Source organism: Brevibacterium sp. LS14 (assembly GCF_012027885.1).
Classification (GTDB): domain Bacteria; phylum Actinomycetota; class Actinomycetes; order Actinomycetales; family Brevibacteriaceae; genus Brevibacterium; species Brevibacterium casei.
Genome location: NZ_SJXG01000020.1, coordinates 1 through 19,143, shown reverse-complemented (window position 1 = coordinate 19,143; position 19,143 = coordinate 1). Strand labels below are relative to the sequence as shown.

At 67.6% G+C, this 19,143-nt stretch carries 16 protein-coding genes and 1 pseudogene; 3 read left to right on the top strand and 14 right to left on the bottom strand.

Going from position 1 to position 19,143, the window contains the following annotated elements; all coding sequences use genetic code 11:
* Positions 1 to 691 (top strand): annotated as a pseudogene (locus EZE58_RS02160) (hemagglutinin); the annotation flags it as partial.
* Positions 692 to 902: 211 nt separating this feature from the next.
* Positions 903 to 2,357: a hypothetical protein gene (locus EZE58_RS02155; RefSeq protein WP_167559720.1), complete on the top strand. Its 1,455-nt coding sequence runs from the start codon at positions 903 to 905 to the stop codon at positions 2,355 to 2,357.
* Positions 2,358 to 2,490: 133 nt separating this feature from the next.
* Here EZE58_RS02155 and EZE58_RS02150 read toward each other — a convergent pair whose 3' ends face one another.
* Positions 2,491 to 3,423, bottom strand: a complete 933-nt coding sequence (locus tag EZE58_RS02150) for a diacylglycerol kinase family protein (RefSeq protein WP_009381297.1) — start codon at positions 3,421 to 3,423, stop codon at positions 2,491 to 2,493.
* 104 nt (positions 3,424 to 3,527) lie between these two features.
* Positions 3,528 to 4,400 (bottom strand): DUF1206 domain-containing protein, encoded by an 873-nt coding sequence (locus EZE58_RS02145; protein ID WP_167559718.1) that lies wholly within the window; start codon positions 4,398 to 4,400, stop codon positions 3,528 to 3,530.
* A 246-nt stretch (positions 4,401 to 4,646) separates the two neighbouring features.
* Here EZE58_RS02145 and EZE58_RS02140 point away from each other — a divergent pair, with 246 nt between their 5' ends.
* Complete coding sequence (locus EZE58_RS02140; protein WP_063250863.1) at positions 4,647 to 5,981, top strand: hypothetical protein; 1,335 nt, start codon at positions 4,647 to 4,649, stop codon at positions 5,979 to 5,981.
* Between the two features lie 397 nt (positions 5,982 to 6,378).
* On the opposite strand, the gene EZE58_RS02135 is transcribed toward EZE58_RS02140, so the two are convergent.
* From EZE58_RS02135 to dnaK, 12 genes are all read right to left on the bottom strand, one after another.
* Positions 6,379 to 7,416, bottom strand: coding sequence for a HoxN/HupN/NixA family nickel/cobalt transporter (locus tag EZE58_RS02135; protein ID WP_119297166.1), 1,038 nt, complete (start codon positions 7,414 to 7,416; stop codon positions 6,379 to 6,381).
* A gap of 43 nt (positions 7,417 to 7,459) precedes the next feature.
* Entirely contained in the window at positions 7,460 to 8,302 is an 843-nt protein-coding gene (locus tag EZE58_RS02130; RefSeq protein WP_009381301.1) for an urease accessory protein UreD, read from the bottom strand.
* On the bottom strand, positions 8,299 to 9,156 hold the full coding sequence (gene ureG / locus EZE58_RS02125) for an urease accessory protein UreG (protein ID WP_009381303.1): 858 nt from the start codon (positions 9,154 to 9,156) through the stop codon (positions 8,299 to 8,301). The genes EZE58_RS02130 and ureG overlap by 4 nt, the downstream gene beginning before the upstream one ends.
* A complete protein-coding gene (locus EZE58_RS02120) occupies positions 9,149 to 9,883 on the bottom strand; it encodes an urease accessory UreF family protein (RefSeq protein WP_232254123.1) in 735 nt (244 codons plus the stop codon). Before EZE58_RS02120 ends, ureG begins: the two co-directional genes overlap by 8 nt.
* Positions 9,883 to 11,586 (bottom strand): urease subunit alpha, encoded by a 1,704-nt coding sequence (locus EZE58_RS02115; RefSeq protein WP_119297164.1) that lies wholly within the window; start codon positions 11,584 to 11,586, stop codon positions 9,883 to 9,885. The genes EZE58_RS02120 and EZE58_RS02115 overlap by 1 nt, the downstream gene beginning before the upstream one ends.
* Entirely contained in the window at positions 11,586 to 11,987 is a 402-nt protein-coding gene (gene ureB, locus EZE58_RS02110; RefSeq protein ID WP_009381306.1) for an urease subunit beta, read from the bottom strand. Before ureB ends, EZE58_RS02115 begins: the two co-directional genes overlap by 1 nt.
* An 11-nt stretch (positions 11,988 to 11,998) precedes the next feature.
* The gene (locus EZE58_RS02105) at positions 11,999 to 12,301 is read right to left on the bottom strand and encodes an urease subunit gamma (protein WP_009381307.1); all 303 of its coding nucleotides are present in this window, start codon (positions 12,299 to 12,301) and stop codon (positions 11,999 to 12,001) included.
* Positions 12,301 to 13,971 carry a hypothetical protein gene (locus EZE58_RS02100; RefSeq protein ID WP_009381309.1) on the bottom strand — a complete coding sequence of 557 codons (1,671 nt, stop codon included), beginning with the start codon at positions 13,969 to 13,971 and terminating at the stop codon, positions 12,301 to 12,303. Before EZE58_RS02100 ends, EZE58_RS02105 begins: the two co-directional genes overlap by 1 nt.
* A gap of 481 nt (positions 13,972 to 14,452) precedes the next feature.
* The gene (locus EZE58_RS02095) at positions 14,453 to 14,902 is read right to left on the bottom strand and encodes a helix-turn-helix transcriptional regulator (RefSeq protein ID WP_009381310.1); all 450 of its coding nucleotides are present in this window, start codon (positions 14,900 to 14,902) and stop codon (positions 14,453 to 14,455) included.
* A 14-nt stretch (positions 14,903 to 14,916) separates the two neighbouring features.
* Positions 14,917 to 15,966 carry a DnaJ C-terminal domain-containing protein gene (locus EZE58_RS02090; protein WP_009381311.1) on the bottom strand — a complete coding sequence of 350 codons (1,050 nt, stop codon included), beginning with the start codon at positions 15,964 to 15,966 and terminating at the stop codon, positions 14,917 to 14,919.
* A 214-nt stretch (positions 15,967 to 16,180) separates the two neighbouring features.
* A complete protein-coding gene (locus EZE58_RS02085) occupies positions 16,181 to 16,852 on the bottom strand; it encodes a nucleotide exchange factor GrpE (RefSeq protein ID WP_009381312.1) in 672 nt (223 codons plus the stop codon).
* Positions 16,852 to 18,726, bottom strand: a complete 1,875-nt coding sequence (dnaK, locus tag EZE58_RS02080; protein WP_040342593.1) for a molecular chaperone DnaK — start codon at positions 18,724 to 18,726, stop codon at positions 16,852 to 16,854. The genes EZE58_RS02085 and dnaK overlap by 1 nt, the downstream gene beginning before the upstream one ends.
* Positions 18,727 to 19,143: the final 417 nt, after the last annotated feature.

The following is a 19,143-nucleotide window of genomic DNA, read 5'->3' as shown; positions in this document are numbered from 1 at the left end:
GCCGAAGACCGCGACCAAGGACGGCGACTACACCTTCACGATCTACTACAAGGGCAACCCGGACAATCTCGATCCGGGCAAGGTTCCCTTCACCGTGACGATCGACCGCGAAGGCACCGAGTCGCAGGAGCTCAAGGGCGAGATCACCGTCATCGACGACAAGACCGAAGCTCCCGCCGAGGCGTCCCTGACGGTCACCCCGAAGTCGATCGAGGCCGCTGACTTCATCAACGAGAAGAAGGGCGTCAAGCTCTCGGTCAAGGACTGCAAGCCCGGCTCGGATGTCCGGTTCATGGTCACCGCCGATGGCAACTCGCGAGTGACCGCCTACGACCGAACGGTCAAAGCCGACAAGGACGGCAAAGCCTGGGTCCGGGTCTTCGGAACCTCATCGAACGCCTCGGCGTATGTCGGCTCCTACTCGGTCACGGCGACCTGCGGCGATGACTCGCTCAAGGGATCGTTCAAGGTCACGGCCGGGTCCAACGCCGGCGGAGGCGACGGCGGCGGTGACAACGGCAGCGGTGCCGGGGGCAACGACGGCGGCAGCGGAAGCGGAAACTACCTGCCCCGCACGGGTGTCGAACTCGACGGCCTCGCCGCAGGCGCACTCCTCCTGCTCGTCGGCGGTGCCGCGGTGACGATCACGATGCGCCGGAAGAAGGGCGACTTCTCTCCGTCGTACATCTGAAGCACTGATCCACCGGACGGGACAGGCAGAGCCTGAGGGAAGCCAGCCTGCACCGGAACGGCGGACGCGACACAAGGGCCGGGAGTTCGAGCGAACTCCTGGCCCTCTCGCATGTCCGGAAAACGTGATCAGTCCGTGACAGAAACGGCTTATCCGCCCGGATATGCTTCTGTAGTTATCTGACAATCCCCTGAGAGGACCGCCTCCTTCCATGCCCAAGAAACTTGCGCTCATCCCCGCGCTCGCCCTGGCGATCGCCGGACTCGGCGCGACGCCTGCACTCGCCGACACCGCCGCCGCAGACAGCGCCTACTCCGCTCCCGCCGCTGCGGGCGCGGCCGCTGAGAACCCTGAGACCGCCGTGGCGACTGACGACGCCGCGGCAGCGGACGATGCAGCGACCACCGATGACCCCGCTCCGGCCGAACCCGCCCCGGCAGAGGACCCGATTCCCTCGGAGGGATTGAGCTCGGGCGATGACGCCCCGGCAACCGAGACCCCGGACGCACCGTCACCGGCAGAGGACGAGACCCCTGCCGCCGACGAGTCCACGGACGGGGCCGAAGAGGAGACCGCTCCCGCCTCGGCGCCGATCGAGGCCACCGTCACGGTCGACCCGAGCACCGTCGACATCTTCGACTTCTGGGAGGACGGAGTCACCATCACCGTCTCCGGGCTCGAGAAGGACGACGTCGTGACGAATTCGCTCACCGGCGAGACGAAGACGGCCAAGGGTTCCACCGTCGAATTCGAGTACTTCGATGATGCCGAGGAGATCCTCGAAGCGCAGGTCGTCGACTTCACCGTCACCGTCGAGCGTGCGGATCAGGAGCCGCAGGAGATCCCCGGCCGCTTCACGATCACCGAGGAGGATTACGAGGACTTCCAGGAAGGCGAGCTCTCGCTGGCCACCGATTCGATGAGCGTCTCGGAGTTCAAGAGGAAGGGCATCGCCTACTCGGGTAAGGGGTTCATCCCGGGCGAGACGGTGTTTGCCGTCGCCGCGAAGAACGGGACCGACGAGATCATCTACATCGATGACAGCGTCGAGGTCTCGCAGGACGGCGTCGTCTCCGGCGTCATCCGGGCGACCGAAACGAATGACATCGCACCTGGCGAGTACTTCCTCTTCGCCGACGGTGAACTGCAGTTCTCCATGGCTGAGTTCACGCTCACCGCCGATCAGGCTCAGGCCTCCCTGACCGTGTCCCCGAAGACGATCGACGCGAGCGACTTCGCGAACAAGGACAAGGGCGTGATCCTGACCGTCAGCGACTGCACACCGGGATCCGACGTCCGCTTCGTCGTCACCCCCAAGGGCAATTCGGACGTCACCGCGTTCGACCAGACACTCACCGCCGATGAGACCGGCACCGCCTCGGTGAACGTCTTCGGCACCTCCTCGCGGACCCAGGCCTACGTGGGCGACTATTCGGTGACGGCGACCTGCGGCGATGACACGCTCACGGGTGAGTTCTCCGTGACCTCCGGCGCGAACGCCGGCGGGACAGCGGGAACCGGGAACGGCAGCGGAAGCCAGCTGCCGCGCACGGGCGCCGACTTCGGTGGGCTCACCGGCGGACTCGCGCTCCTCCTCGTCGGCGGCGTCGCCGTGGCGATGACCATGCGTCGGGCGAAGGCCGGACAGGCTCCGACCGAGCTCTGATCGCTCCACTCCGACACACGACTGTGGCCCCGACTTCTGTCGGGGCCACAGTCACATCCGGGATCGGGACCACCGCCTCGGCGAGGCCGGGGACCGGCTCAAGGGACGATCGCCTCGGCGGGGGTGCGGTTGCTCAGCGCACCCGCAGGGCGGACGGGGCGATGCTCACCTCGATCCTCTCCGTTTCGCCGAGCTCGTCGCCGTCGACCTCGACGACCCGGGGCTTCTCGAGTTCGATGGTCAGCGAGGTCACGCGCTGATGGATCGCGGTGTCGCTGCTCTGGGCGGAGTCGTCCTTCGACATCATCCGGCGCAGACCGTTGTCCCAGACCATGTTCTTCATCGTGTCGAGCCAGCCGGTGACCCCGTCGGCCTTGAGGACGAGGACGTCGAGCTCGCCGTCGGCGGGATCCGCGTCGGGCAGCAGGGTGATGCCTCCCTGGAGGGTGCCGCAGTTGCCGACGATGAGAGTGTGTGCCGACTCGTCGTCGATCTGCTCGCCCGGGCGGGAGAGCTTGATCTCCATGACGTCGCTGGCAGAGACGGCGCGGCCGAGCGACTCGACGTAGGCGAGCCAGCCCGCCTTGTCCTTGAGGTCGTCGTTGGTCTCGGTGATCATGTGGGCGTCGATGCCGAAGCCGGCCATGACGACGAAGGGCTGGTGCTCGTTGCCGTCGGGGAGGGTGATCTCGACCCAGCCCATGTCGATGCTCTGCGGGGTGCCCGTGATCGCCCGATCCATCGCGGCTTCCAGATCGTTGAGCGGCACCTCGAGGTTGCGGGCGAGCAGGTTGCCGGTGCCCAGCGGCACGATGCCGAGGTCGACGTTCGCCCCAGTCTCGGCGAGGTGGCCGGCCACTGCACGGACGGTGCCGTCGCCGCCGGCGGCGATGACCACCTCGGCGCCATCGGCGATGGCCTGCTCCGCCGCTGACTTGCCGGGGTCGTCCTCCTCAGTCTCGTACCAGGAGACCGAGAGGTCTGGATCGTCCGGCAACGCCGCCACCAGGTCGTCCTTCTCAGTCTTCGCGGGATTCCAAACGATGCCGATCCGTCTTCCAGCCATTCCAGAACCTTCCCTCTCAGCGGTGCGTTGCAGGTCGTATCGTGCGGGCGTGCGGTGACCGAGGGCAGGACATGGTCAGTCCTGCTCTCGGAATCGCCGACGGCTCAATCCATCTTGTCATATCGCGCGCGGAGGAAGAGGAAGACGCCGTAGAGGACGAGCCCGACGCCCACACAGAGCAGCAGGATGCTGCCGAAGGGCTGATCGCGCATCGCCTTGAGAGCCCCGTCGACACCGGTTGACTTCTCCGGGTCTCCGGCCACGCCGGAGACGATGACGAGGATGCCGACCGCGAGCAGGGTCGCGCCCTTGCCGAGGTAGCCGACCACGCCGGTCACCGTCAGCAGCTTGCCGACGGCGCGCGACCTCGGCGGGCGGACGTCGTCCTTCCACTTCCGACGGATGCCGTTGACGCAGAAGACGATGCCGATGATGGCGATGACGGCACCGATGAGGATGAGCAGGAGGATGCCGCCCGGCGCCTGCGCGAGCGTCGAGCTCGCCTGCGACGAGGACTGCCCGGAGTCCGAACCCTGTCCGAAGGCGAACTTTCCGAACAGCACGGCCACTGCCGCGTACGCGATGCCCTGGGCGATCGCGAGGACGAACTCCTTCCAGTTGCTCCGGCCGTCCTTGTCCCGCGGGTCGCTCGAGCCATGGCCGCGCAGCGACGCGGTGCCGAAGAAGGCGTTGATGAGGTTCCACAGTGCCAACAGCGCACAGCCGAGCATGCACAGCCACAGCAGAACCATGCCGAACGGCTGGGCGGCCATCTGCTGCATCGCGCCGGACTGCTCGGCCTCTCCCCCGCGCCCCAGCGCCAGTCCCACCGAGGTGGCTCCGAGGATGATGTGGACGAGTCCGTTGGCGACGAAGCCGACTCGGGCCGCGCGTTCGAACCACTTGCTGTCCGCGGCGCTGGTCGCCGCATCATCGGCCTTGTCAGCGGCCTTCTTGATCGTTGAGTCTCCAGTCATAGCACTCAGTTAAACACCGACGGCCTCGGAGTCAAGGGCTGTTGTCTCATAAGGCGTGTTGCAGTCTCAGAAGACGGGTCGCGGTAGACGGGTCGCGGAAGACGGGTCGCGCCGGGGTCGGGCTCCTTGCCGAAGCGGGATTGCTCGAAAAGGGCTGACCAAAACGTTCTAAACTATGTGCGTCGTGAATGTTTCATTACTGTTACTTTCGGAATCGCTCCACCCCCTCGTCCCCGAAGGAACACAATGAAGAAGCTCGCGCTCGCGCCTGTGGTGGCCCTCGCCATCACCGGCCTCGCCGCATCCCCGGTCATCGCCGCTCCGAGTGGAGGCGACGCGTTCGCTCGCACCGGAGTCCAGGCCCCCTCTGACGGCGGACAGCCTGCCGACAGCGGCGCCGACGCCCAGAAGCTTGCGGCGCAGGTGTCCGTGTCACCGCAGGAGATCTCGCAGACCGACCTCAACAACGAGGACAAGGGCGTTGTCGTCACGGTGACCGGCCTCGAAGCCGGTGACAAGGTCTCGGATTCGCTCACGGGAGACGCGGGCGAGGCCAAGGGCGACACCATGTCGTACAACATCTTCAGCGCGGCAAAGGACGCCTCCAAGATTCCGACCGGTACTGTCGACTTCACCGTCACGGTCAAGCGCGGCGAAGAGACCCAGGACATCGCCGCCTCGTTCACCGTCGTCGAGGATGAGACCGAAGAGCCGACCGCACCGGTCGTCGATCCCAAGGTCACGCTCGCGACCGACACGATCTCGGTCGCCGAGATCAGCACCGACGGTCTCAAGTTCTCCGGCGAGGGCTTCACCCCCGGCGGAACCGTGACGATCTCCGGCGGTCAGCTGCCAAACCAGGCGAAGGCCCAGTCCGGCACGCAGGCCGACGAGCCGCTCAAGGCTGACGAGAACGGCAAGATCACGGGCACCCTCGTCGCGCCCGAATCGGTGAAGCCCGGCAAGTACGCCGTCGTATTCACCGACGATGAGACCGGCGAGGCGACCGATCCCCACCAGTTCACCGTCACCGAGGACGCCACCGACGATCCGACCGAGGATCCGACGACGCCGGTGGCCGAGGCCAAGCTCATCGTCTCCCCGGAGTCGGTCACTCCGCAGGACTTCGTCAACGAGAAGAAGGGCGTCAAGCTCGCCGTCGAGAACTGCGAGCCCGGTGAGGACGTCCGCTTCCTCGTCAACCCCGAGGGCAACACGAACGTCACTGCGTTCGACCGGACCGTTAAGGCCGACGACGAGGGCAAGGCCGACGTCACCGTCTACGGCACCTCGAAGTCGAACCCGAACGCCTACACCGGCGACTACAGCGTCACCGTCACGTGCGGCGACGACAAGCTCACCGGCAAGTTCTCCGTCGAGGCCGACCCCAACGCCGGTGGCGGCGCCGGCGGCAACGACGATGGCGGCAATGGCAACGGCACCGGAGGTGGAGACCTCCCCCGCACCGGTATGGAGCTCGGCGGCCTCGCAGCCGGCGCTGCCCTCCTCCTCGTCGGTGGCGCAGTCGTCACCATGACGAAGCGTCGCCGGTCGGCCGCCCTCTCCCCCTCGGACATCTGAGCCGAGCAGAGATCGTCAGCTCAGCCGATCTCAGACGGACCGGCCACCCTTAGCCAGGCCGATCCGGTGATCGAACGGTTGAGCTGCTGACACAGACAGAGGCGTTCAGTCCGATTCCCTCAGGGTCTCGGACGGAACGCCTCTTGTCGTCTGCGAGGACGACGTGAGAAAGCCGCTCAAGCCCGCCGGAGGCGCAAATGAGTCGGTTCTCGCCCGATCGGTCGGTTCAGGAACAGACTCCTCGGGCGAAAACCGACTCAATCAGGTGGGCAGCGCGCGGACTCGGCTTGAAGCGACGCCACTGGACGCCCGGCGGCGCGGAGGACACCTGCGCTCACACGCTCCGGGCTCGGAAGTCGTCGCAGAGCACCTCGGTTCCGGTCCCGGTCCGCTCCGGTCACCCGACTGCGCGCCTGCGGGCGACGACGAGCGCGACGACGGCGATGAGGGCGAAGACACCGGTGGCGACGAACCCGAGGTACTCGGTGTTGAGCGTTGGCAGGGCAAACGTTGCCGTCTCCGCCCCCACCTCGGCGATGCCGGCGATGACGACGACCCCGGCGATGAGCACCGAGAGCCCGGTGACGATGAGGTTGTACCTCCGGAACCGCCCGCCGTCCCCGGCCGCCCACCGGTAGAGGCGCGCCATCATCACGCTGTCGCCGGTGTCGCAGGCGGCCATGCCCGCGGCGAAGAGCAGGGGCAGGGACAGCGCGAGCAGGGGTGAGGTGCTCGCCGCCGTGGTCCCTGCCGCGATCATCAGGCCGATCGTAGCAGCCGTGTCGAATCCGAGGCCGAAGAGCAGCCCGACCGGATACATGCGCGTCGGTCGGTCGACGGTGTCGATGAGGCGGGAGAAGATCATGGAGATCGAACCCCGACTCGCCGAGGCGGCTGTCCCTTCCGCTGCCGCGTCCCCTGGGCGGCGGCGCAGGAGACGGACGAACGCGACGAGGTTGACGATCCCGAAGATGCCGACGACGCAGGTCGCGAATGTCAGTCCCCACATGCCGAGGACCTCCCGCACCCCCGAATCCTCGCTCTCGACGAGGCTGCGGGCGGCCGCGGCACCGGCAGTGACGAAGGCTGCGGTGACGATGACGACACTCGAGTGACCGAGAGCGAACCAGAACCCGACGGCACCACCGCGCAGCCGGTTCTCGTCGGTGGTCGCGAGACGGCGGGTGACGTTGTCGATGACGGCGATGTGATCGGCGTCGAAGGCGTGCCTGGCACCGAGAAGCACGGCAGTCGCCGCGAGGCCCCACGCCGCCGCATGACCGATCTCGCTCGTCGAGGCGAGCACGAGCCCGATTCCCGTGACCGCGAGCGCCGCAACAACGATGGCAGGGACTCGGGCTCTGCGCGATCCTCTGCCGGCTGCTGCCTCCTCCGTCCTGCTCGCCGAGGTGCTCTTCTCTGCTGTCGTGCTCATCGCTCCGTCCCTCTTTCCCTTGTCGTCGGTGTGCTGTCGACTGTCATCGCTGGGCTGAGTCGTTTGTCGTCACTGGACTGGTGTCGTCTGTCATCGCTGGGTCGGTGTGCTGGGCTGGTGTCGTCTGTGGAACTCTGCGCCTGGAGACGGTCGAGTCGTCACCGGTCGTGGTCACTTTCGTCCACACCTCCCACACGGCGTCGACGTGCGCGTCGTGGGTGTGCGTCCCGCTTGCTCGCGCGATCGCTCCTGGCCGGGCGAGGTGGAGGATTCGACCGTGCCCGTCCGTGTCGCCGTGCGCCTCCGTGTCGCTGCGCCGGCCGAAGAGCATCGCGGTGTCGAGCACCGAGGCAGCTCCCATCACTCCCGGTTCCGGAGCGCTCCCGTCGATGGCGAGTTCCTCGACGAAGTACGGTGCACCGGTCGTGTCGCGGACTTCGGTGGCACCGGTGATCGCCCCACCGTGCTCTCCCGATCGCCCGAGCACGAGCGTCTCCCGCAGGCACACCGTGGCACCGGCCCCGAAGCGCACCCGGGTCGAGCGTCGCACGCGCGCACCGGAGGCGACGACGAACGGAAACGTCTCCCAGACGAGGCTGGCCCCGTCGGCGACGTCGATGTCGACGTCCCACCGGGAGTCGACATCGCGACAGGGATAGGCGACTGTCCCACCGATGTCCTCGATGAGCAGACTGCACCCTGGACCGACTCGGATCCTGATGGACACCGCGTCCCCGCCGAGAAGGGCCGCTCCCCCGGCGACGATCGCGACATGCGCGCGCCCGCCTGCGGACCGGGTGATGAGCCGCGGCTGCATGAGACCCGGCGTGAGACGCAGCTGAGGCAGGTCGCGGTCAGCGGCCTGCTCGACCGCGATGAGGGTCATCCCCGGGCGTCCGCGACCGCGGGCTCGGGCTGCTCCGACCCGGACTCCGGCGAGGCAGTCCCCGTCCCGGAAGTCTCGGCGTGACTGTGCGCATGCTCGTGCTCGTCGTCCGCGTATGCGTGGTTGTGCTCCGCTTCAGCGTCGTCGTGGGAGTGGATGTATCCGCCGTCCTCATCGGCGTGGAAGTGCGGGGCCATCGGGCCCGGATCCTGCGGTTCATGGGCACCGGCCCGATGCTTCTCGAGCATGTCGAGCAGCCACGTGCGCAGGCGTGCCACGGATTCCTCGTCGAGACGCGAGAGCCCGAGGACCGGCGCTCCCTCCCGTGCCGCCTCGGCGTCGGAGACCATCTGCTCGACATCGACACCGACGTAGGGGGCGAGGTCGGTCTTGTTGACGACGAGGAGGTCGGCGCGGCCGATGCCCGGTCCTCCCTTCCGGGCGACGTCACCGCCCCCGGCGACGTCGAGGACGAAGATCTGGGCGTCGATGAGCGCCGGGGAGAACGTCGCGGTGAGGTTGTCGCCTCCGGATTCGACGAGGACGAGGTCGAGGGGATCGAAGTCGGCTTCCAACTCCTCGACACCGGCGAGGTTGGCGGTGACGTCATCGCGGATCGCGGTGTGCGGGCACGCGCCGGTCTCGATCGCGCGGATCCGCTCGGGTTCGAGGACCCCGGCGGCCCGGAGCAGGCGGGCGTCCTCGTCGGTGTAGATGTCGTTGGTGATGACGCCGATGCGGATCTCGGCGGCGAGCGCGCGGCAGATCATCGCGATGAGCGAACTCTTGCCGGTGCCGACCGGCCCGGCGACGCCCAGGCGCAGGGACCGGTGTGGGGTGGGGAACTCAGGCACGGAACAGCCTCCTCGGAAGTGCGGACTGGACCTCTGCCCAGTCCTCGATGAGCGGTGCCCCGGCAGCGGGGATCGCTGCCGGGACGGTGAGCGTCGCCAGGTCGGCGACGAAGCACTCGATAGCGGTGCACGCCCCGAGCACCCAACCGGTGGCCCGGATCGGGTCCATCGGTTCGAGTTTGAGAGTCGCAGCGGCGACGGTCTGCGCGTCGTCGTAGGCGACGATACGCACGAGGTCGGCCGCCGACACCTCGGCGACGGCGGCGATGGCACCGAGCACAAGGGGACGCGGACACCCTCGGCGGGGCAGCACGCCAGCCAGCTGCGGCCACAGGACGACGGCGACGCGGCGCAGCCCGGCCCCGAGCACCTCGGCGATCTCCCGCAGTGCGGGACTGGGGGTGCGGGCTGCCCATTCCTCGGTGATGGACTCGAGCGCCTGGGCGAGGTCGGGGTGCTCGTCGGTACCAGCACCGGCGCTGCGGACGGCATGGTGGGTGACGACGGCGGCACCGGCCTCGACGCGGACGACCGTGCGCATTCGGGCGCGCATGTACGCCGGCACCTCGGCGGGGGTGAGGTCCTGCCGCAGCCCGGCTTCGACGCTGTTCGAACTCACGTGGGCACCGGCCGGCAGGCGGGCGTCGGCGAGAAGCATCATGAGGGTCGCCGAGGCGGCCCCGGGCACTCCAGCAGCGCCGCAACCACCGTTCATCGAGCTGTCCATCAGAACATCTGGTAGAGCTGGGTGAGCGGAAGGGCGGTCGCCGGTGCCCCGGTGACGAGTTCGCCGTCGATGGCGATCTCGAATGTGTCCGGGTCGATGTCGATGGCCGGGCGGACGTCGTTGTTGCGCATGTCCTTCTTCCCGATCTCCCGTGTCGGCCGGACGGCGACGAGCGGGCGTCGGAGCCCGAGCCGCTCGCGCAATCCGTCCTCGACTGCCGCTGGGGCGACGAACGACACCGAGGTCTGCGCCCCGATCGCATCGCCGAAGGCCGGGCGCATGAGCACCGGCTGAGGGGTCGGGATGGAGGCGTTCGGATCGCCGAGTCCTGCCCACGCGATCGTCCCGCCTTTGATGACGAGGTCGGGTCGCACGCCGAAGAACCGCGGATCCCACAAGGTGAGGTCGGCCATCTTCCCCGGTTCGACCGACCCGATGTGCTCGTCGACGCCGTGGGCGATGGCCGGATTGATCGTGTACTTCGCGACATAGCGGCGGGCGCGTTCGTTGTCGGCCGGCAGGGATTCGCCGAGGCGGCCCCGGCGGTGCTTCATCGTGTGGGCGATCTGCCACGTGCGGGTGATGACCTCTCCGATCCGGCCCATCGCCTGCGCATCCGAGGACGTGATCGACAGGGCGCCCATGTCGTGGAGGATGTCCTCGGCGGCGATCGTCGTCGCGCGGATCCGGGATTCGGCGAACGCGAGGTCCTCGGGCACGCTCGGGTTGAGGTGGTGGCAGACCATGAGCATGTCGAGATGCTCGGCGACGGTGTTGACGGTGTGCGGCAGCGTCGGGTTGGTCGATCCGGGGATGATGTTCTCGAGTGCCGCGATGGAGAGGATGTCCGGGGCGTGTCCGCCGCCGGCGCCTTCGACGTGGAAGGCGTGGATGCTGCGCCCGGCGATCGCGGAGATCGTCGATTCGACGAATCCGGATTCGTTGAGCGAATCCGAGTGGAGGGCCACCTGGAGTCCGTGGGTGTCGGCGGCGCGCAGGGCCGCGTCGATCGCCGCCGGGGTGGCACCCCAGTCCTCGTGGATCTTGTAGCCGGCCGCCCCGCCGAGTGCCTGTTCGGCGAGCGCTTCCGCCGAGATCGTGTTCCCCTTGCCGAGCAGCAGCACGTTGACCGGCAGGGCGTCGAGGGCCTGCAGCATCCTGCCCAGGTGCCACGCCCCGGGGGTGACCGTCGTCGCCTTGCTCCCCTCGGACGGTCCTGTACCGCCCCCGACGACGGTGGTGATGCCGGTCGCGAGCGCCTCGTGGATCTGCGAGGGCGAGAGGAGGTGAACGTGGGAGTCGATGCCCCCGGCGGTGAGGATGCGGCCCTCGCCGGAGATGACGTCGGTCGAGGCGCCGATCTCCAATTCGGGGTCGACGCCGTCGGCGATGTCGCTGTTGCCGGCCCGACCGAGTGCCGTGATCCTGCCGTCGCGGATCCCGACGTCGGCGCGGATGACACCCCACCAGTCGAGGACGATGACGTTCGTGATGACGGTGTCCGGCGCGCCCTCGGCCCGGCTCGTCGTGCCCTGGAGCATCGATTCGCGGATCGACTTCCCGCCGCCGAAGACCGCTTCGTCCCCGCCGAAGGTCCGGTCCTCCTCGATCTCGATCCACAGGTCGGTGTCGCCGAGGCGGACCTGATCCCCGGTCGTCGGTCCGTAGAGGGCGGCGTAGCGCTGGGCTGAGATCTCGACCATCAGCCCTCCCCCGCCTCGGCGCCGGATTCCCCCGCGTCGGGGGACGAACCCTCGTCACTTCGCGCCGCCTCGGCGGCGGCTGCCTCCTCTCGGATCTGCAGGCCGGGGACACGCTTGCGCCCGCCGAGGCGGACGATCGCCACGGTCCGCGAGGCCCCCGGTTCGAACCTCACCGACGTCCCCGCGGGGACGTCGAGACGGAACCCGGTCGCGCCTCGGCGATCGAAGGACAGGGCGTCGTTGACGTCGGGCAGGTGGATGTGCGATCCGATCTGCACGGGCCGGTCGCCGGTGTTCTCGATGGTCGCGGTGCCGGTGTCGGGGGCGCTGCGCCGGTTGAGCACGCGGATGCCCTCGCGCACCTGCACGGCACCGGGCCCGTGGTCTCTCGTCCCTGTCATGGGTGGTCCTGTCAGTCGATGGGGTTGTGGATGGTGACGAGCTTGCGCCCGTCGGGGAAGGTTGCCTCGACCTGGACGTCGTGGAGCATGGGCGGCACATCGTCCATGACGTCGCCCCTGGTGAGCACCTCGCGCCCGGTGACCATGAGCTCCTCGACGTTCGCCCCCTCGCGGGCGCGCTCGATGACCCACGTGCTCAGCAGCGCGATGGCCTCGGGGTGGTTGAGGGGCACTCCCCGTGCAAGCCGGTCACGGGCGATCATCCCGGCCACCGACAGCAGCAGCTTCTCCGTGTCGCCCGGAGTGAAGTGCATCAGCGCTCCCGCACGGGGTCGGCCGGCAGGACGTGTTCGCCGAGGCGATCGGTCGACAGTGCCAGGGAGCTGAGGTAGAGGGTTTCGCCGTTGGGTCCGCGCTTCGCCGAGGCGATCATGTCCGGACGCTCGAACTCCATCTCCGTGACGTGGCACCACAGGGTGGCGTCGGTGGGGTTGCCGTGCTCGTCGAGCAAGGGCACGTCGATGCCGTCGTCGCGGCGGCGCAGATAGTACCGGCCACGGGTGAGGATCGCCATGAGCGGGGTCGCGACGATCGCGATGCCGACGGCGAAGAGCGGCGAGAACGGCTGGACGGCGGACCCGAAGGCCCCGAAATAGATCGCGATCGACACTCCTCCGGAGAGGAGCAGCGAGACGACTCCGACGGGATTCCAGTCGTAGAGCATCCCACGACGGAACTCCGGTGTCTTCGGGGAGAGTCCGAGGACGTACTTGTTGATCGCGATGTCGGCGGCGACGACGCAGATCCACGACATCGCGAGGTTGGCGTAGAAGCTGAGGATCGCGTTGAGGAAGTCGAACATGTTCAGCTCCATGAGCGCGAGCGCGAAGAGGAGGTTGACGACGAGGAACGTGATCCGCCCCGGGTAGCGCTTGGTGATCCGCGTGTACGCGTTCGTCCACGCCAGCGAGCCGGAGTAGGCGTTGGTGACGTTGATCTTCACCTGCGAGATGACGACGAGGACGACGGCGAGCAGGAGCGCGAGCCACTGCGGCATCATCTGCTCGTAGGTGGCGAGCAGCTGCTGGACGGGTTCGGTCGCGAAGCTCGTCGCTCCGGGGACGTTGGCGATGAGGTAGACGGCGAGGAACATGCCGATGATCTGCTTCGTCGCCCCGAAGATCACCCAGCCGGGACCGGCGAGGATGACCGCGGTCCACCAGCTGCGACGGTTGGCCGGGGTGCGGGGCGGCATGAAGCGCAGGTAGTCGATCTGCTCGGCGATCTGGGCGATGAGGGAGAGGCAGACGCCGGCGGCGAGCATCGCCGAGGCGAAGTTCGCGCTCTCCCCGCTCTCGCCCTGGTAGGCGAAGAACGAGCTCACGGAGTCGGGCTGGAAGGCGATGAGGTAGCCGACGGGCACGACCATGAGGACGAGCCACAGCGGCGTCGTCGAGACCTGGAGCCGGGCGAGGGCCTTCATGCCGAAGATGACGAGCGGGAAGATGATGACCGTGGAGAGGAGGTAGCCGATCGGGCGCGGTATCCCGAGGCCGAGGTAGAGTCCCTGCGCCATGATCGAGCCCTCGAGGGCGAAGAAGATGAAGGTGAAGGTCGCGAAGATGATGTTCGTGATGACCGAGCCGTAGTAGCCGAATCCGGCCCCGCGAGTGATGAGGTCGAGGTCGAGGTTGTAGCGGGCGGCGTAGAACGCGAGCGGCCACCCGGTGAGGAAGATGATGATCGCCGCGGTGAGGATGCCGAGGATCCCATTGGCCGTGCCGTGGGCGAGCCCGATGCTCGCGCCGATCGAGAAGTCCGCGAGGTAGGCGATCCCGCCGAGCGCACTCGTCGCGACGACGGCCGGCGCCCAAGTCCGGTAGGAGCGCGGGGCGAAGCGCAGCGTGTAGTCCTCGAGGCTCTCCCGCGCCGCGGTCTTCGCCTCGCTGCTGCCCGGCGGCGGTGTCGCCGATGTCTCTTTCATGGTGGCCCTCTCAGTCGCGCCCGATCCCAACATCGCCCATCCTGGCAGGCGATTGTTTCGGTGCGTGTCGACTGAGTTTCGTCCATGTTTCGAGACCAAAGTTTCATCTCGCGGACAGGTCCGCGCAGTGACCAGTGGTGGCTGTGAGAGCAGCCGCGGACATCGGCTGCGCTCAGGGGCTTCCTGCGGGCGGAGCCACAGGAACCGAGCGCCACTCCGACCCGCGCACACGCAAATGAGTCGGTTCTCGCTCGATCGGTCGGTTCAGGAACAGACTCATCGGGCGAAAACCGACTCAAACCAGCCGGCAGCGCGCGGATGCGGCTCGAAGCGACGCCACTGGACGCCCGACGCCGCGGAGGAACACCCCGGGTATAAGAAAAGGGGCGGCCTCAGCCACCCCTGTTCGCTCACGCTCGGCGCCGCGCTGTCACGTCGGCGCTCACGCCGTGCTACCAGGCGCCGCGTCGCCGCCGGGCGCTCACACCCTCCGGGCGCGGAAGTCGTCGTAGAGCACCACGGCTCCGGTCCCGGACTCCGGCGACACCTTCGGCCGCCGGCCACGGGCGATCGAGACGACGTCGCCCCTCGACCCGGCGGCGAACACGCGGGCATCCCGCTCGCGTGCCTCCGCCTGGGCGAGGGCCTCCTCCTCGAGCTCCTGGTTCCGGCTCCGGAGGGCGTCGATCTGGTTCTGCATCTCCATGATCTTCTTGATCCCCACGAGGTTGACGCCCTCGTCCTGGGAGAGATGCTGGATCAGGCGCAGCTTGGCGATGTCCCGCCCCGAGTAGCGGCGGCCCTTGCCGGCCGTCCGCTGCGGGGTGACGAGGCCCATCCGGTCATACTGCCGCAGGGTCTGCGGGTGCATGCCCGCGAGTTCCGCTGCCACGGAGATGACGTAGAGCGCCGCACTCTGAGAGAACTGCATGGTGCCCCGCCGCCTCAGCTCGCCTTGGCCCGATCGAGCAGGCCGGCTCGCGGATCCTCGGACTCGGTCGCCGCCTTGTAGGCCTCGACCGCTTCCTTGGCCTCCTTCGAGAGGTTCTTCGGGGCGACGATCTCAACGGTTACGAGCAGGTCGCCCGTGCCCTTCTTCGTCTGCACGCCCTTGCCACGCACGCGCAGGGTCCGACCCGAGGGCGTGCCCGCGGGGATCTTCACCTTGACGGGCTGACCGCCGAGCGTGGGCACCTTGACCTCCGCACCGAGGGCCGCTTCGTCGAAGCTCACCGGCAGGTCCATCCGCAAGTTGTCGCCGTCGCGGGTGAACACCGGGTGCGGCTTGACGTGGACCGTGAGGATGACGTCGCCGGGCTCTCCGCCGTTCGGGCTCGCCTTGCCCTTGCCGGCCAGACGGATCTTCTGCCCGTCCTTGACCCCGATCGGGGTGCGCACGGTCAGCGGCTTCCCGTTCGGCATCTTCAGCTTGACCGAGGCACCGTTGGCAGCCTCGGTGAAGCTGAGATTGGTCGAGGACTTGATGTCACCGCCCTTGACCGGGGGCGAGTAGCCGCCGCCGAAGCCGCTGTCACCGTAGCCGCCGTAGGAGGCACCGCCGCCGAAGCCGTTGAGCAGATCGGCGAGATCGGGCGGAACGTCGCCGTATCCGCCGCCGAAACCTCCGCCGCCGGGCGAGTAGGTCGTGCGTGTGCGCGTGCGCCCGCCGCCTCCGAAGAGGTCGGAGAAGACGTCGTCGAACCCGCCTCCGCCGCCGGCACCACCGGCACCGGCGCTGAACCTGGCGCCGCTGCCCATCGCGCGGACCTGGTCGTACTGTTCGCGCGACTCCTTGTTCGACAGCACCTGGTGGGCCTGTCCGATCTCCTTGAACTTCGCCTCCGCCTCGGCGTCCCCCGGATTCGCGTCCGGATGGTACTTCCGCGCGAGCTTGCGGTAGGCCTTCTTGATCTCGGAGTCCGTCGCGTCCTTGGAGACGCCGAGGGTCTTGTAGAAGTCCTTCTCGAACCAGTCATTCTGCGGTCCGGTACTCATCTGGCACCTCCCTTCTTCCTTGTCCTGTTCGTCGTGCCGCTGCCACCTGGCCTCGGCTCTGTCATCGTTTCCCTCATCTGTCTGCTCACAATCCGCAGCCCCCGGACAACGTCTGCGTCCCGGAGACTCCGGACCGTCGCCGAGGCGGTTCCTTCGTCCCAGCGTCCGCTCACGGACGCTGGGAGGCGGTCCCACCTCGGCGGGGTCGGGATCCTCAGTCCTCCGGCTGCTGCACGCCGACGCGGGCCGCGCGGATGATGCGATCACCCATGCGGTAGCCCGGCTGCATGACCATGAAGACCGTCGGCACCTCGACGTCGTCCGACGGCTGCTGCATGAGGGCCTCATGCAGCCGCGGATCGAACTCGTCGCCGACGGCGCCGTACTGTTCGACGCCGACCTTGGCCAGCGCGTCGAGCAGCTTGTTCACGTGGGCCTCGAAGGGCCCGGAGACGTCGCCGTTCTCCTGCGCCAGCCGCACCTCGTCGAGGACGGGGACCAGGGCCTCGACGACCTTGATCGTCCCGCCCGCTGCCGCCCGCTCGCGTTCGCGGTCGGCACGCATCCGGTAGGCGGCGTACTCCGCGTTGATCCGCTTGAGATCGGCGAGGTGGGCGGCGGCCTCGGACCCGGGAGCGGGCTCGGCCCCACCCGGCTCGGCGGCCGCCTCGGTGTCGTTCAGGCTCGAGGCATCGGCGGGGATGTCGACTCCGAGGTCGCTGGCATCGGCCAACACTTCCTCGGTGTCCTGTCCCTCCCCGGCCCCCGAGGCCGACTCGGCGTCGGCCTCGGGACGGAGTTCACCGGTGTCCGGATCGACCCGGCGCTTGTCATGGAAGGTGAAGCGTGGCTCCTCGGACGACGGATCGTTGCCCTCGGTGGTCATTACTTCTTCTCCTCGTCCTCATCATCCACGACCTCGGCGTCGACGACATCGTCGTCAGCGCCCGTTCCGGCATCGGAGCCGCCCTGGTCGGAGGCTCCGCCGGCAGCACCGGCGCCGGCTTCCTGCTGTGCGTAGATCGCCTCACCGATCTTCTGCTGCTTCTCGGTGAGCGTGTCGAACGCCTTCTTCACCGCGTCGTCGTCTTCGCCCTTGAGAGCTTCCTTGACGGCGTCGACGTCGGACTGGATCTCCGACTTGACGTCCTCAGGCAGCTTGTCGGCGTTGTCGTCGAGCAGCTTCTGGGTCTGGTAGGCGAGGTTCTCCGCGTTGTTGCGGACGTCAGCGGCCTCACGGCGCTTCTTGTCCTCTTCCGCGTGCTCCTCGGCCTCACGGACCATGCGCTCGATGTCCTCCTTGGGAAGGGCCGAGCCGCCGGTGATCGTCATCGACTGCTCCTTGCCGGTTCCCTTGTCGGTGGCCGAGACGTGGACGATGCCGTTGGCGTCGATGTCGAACGCGACCTCGATCTGCGGGACTCCGCGCGGCGCCGGCGCGATGCCGGTGAGCTCGAAGGTGCCGAGGTTCTTGTTGTCGCGAGTGAACTCGCGCTCACCCTGGAACACCTGGATCGACACCGAGGGCTGGTTGTCCTCAGCCGTGGTGAACGTCTCCGAGCGCTTGGTCGGGATCGGGGTGTTGCGTTCGATGAGCTTCGTCATCACGCCGCCCTTGGTCTCGAGACCGAGCGAGAGCGGGGTGACGTCGATGAGGAGGACGTCCTTGCGTTCGCCCATGAGCACACCGGCCTGGACGGCGGCGCCGATCGCGACGACCTCATCGGGGTTGACGCCCTTGTTGGGCTCCTTGCCTCCGGTGAGCTCGGTGACGACCTGGGTGACACCGGGCATACGGGTCGAACCACCGACGAGGACGACGTGGTCGATGTCCTTGACGGACACGCCGGCATCCTTCATCACCGCGTGGAACGGGGCCTTCGTGCGCTCGAGGAGGTCCTTGGTGAGGTCCTCGAACTTCGCCCGGGTGAGGGTCTCGTCGAGGTGGATCGGACCGTTCTCGCTCATCGAGAGGTACTGGAGGGAGATGTTGGTGCTCGTCGCGGACGAGAGCTCCTTCTTCGCCTGCTCAGCGGCCTCCTTGAGACGCTGCATCGCCGTCGAGTCCTTGGTCAGGTCGACGCCGTAGTTGTTCTTGACCTGCTCGACCAGCCAATCGACGATCCGCTGATCCCAGTCGTCACCGCCGAGGCGGTTGTCGCCGGAGGTCGCACGGACCTGAATGGTCGAGAAGCCGTCGTCGTCCTTGCCGACTTCGAGCAGCGAGACGTCGAACGTACCGCCGCCGAGGTCGAAGACGAGGATGAGCTCGTCTTCCTTGCCGCGCTCGAGGCCGTAGGCCAGAGCGGCGGCGGTGGGCTCGTTGATGATGCGCAGGACGTTGAGGCCGGCGATCTCACCGGCATCCTTGGTGGCCTGACGCTCAGCGTCGTTGAAGTAGGCCGGGACGGTGATGACCGCGTCGGTGACCTTCTCCTGGAGGTATTCCTCAGCGTCGTGCTTGAGCTTCTGCAGGATGCGCGCGGAGACCTCGGGAGCGGTGAGCTTCTTGCCGCCGATCTCGGTGTCCCAGTCGGTTCCCATGTGGCGCTTGACGGACGCCACGGTGTTCTTCACGTTGGTGACGGCCTGGCGCTTGGCGATCTCGCCGACCAGGGAGTCTCCGTTCTTGTTGACTGCGACGACGGACGGGGTCGTGCGACCGCCTTCCATGTTCGCGATGACCTTGGGGTCACCGCCCTCGAGGACGGCGACGACGGAGTTCGTGGTTCCGAGGTCGATTCCAACTGCACGTGCCATATCGTTTCTCCTTAACTCTCAGAGTCGGCTCGGGCTGAATGCGTGCGGTCGTCCTCGGAAGCCGTTCCGGGAGCTGCCTCCCGGTGTCGCCTCGTCGGACCGCCGCCCGCATTGAGTCTGATGGACTCAAGTATTCTCTTCGCGGCTGAGATCGTCAATCCCCACCTGTAAAAGTTGCGTACACTAGACTCAACTTTCTAGAGCGACGGGTTATTCCGCATCTGGAGAATTTTTTTCGAGGAGTTCTTGTAGGTTCTCGTTTAAGTTGTCACTTTCTCACTTTCTTGGCCATGGCGTGTCAAATTTCTCACGCACCTGTCAATCGAGGACCATGAGGATATGGGGCTCTTCGCAGCTGAGAGTGTAGTCGGGTTGGGCGCGTCGGTCGCTGGATAGGGGTCGAGGCCCTCCGAGGAT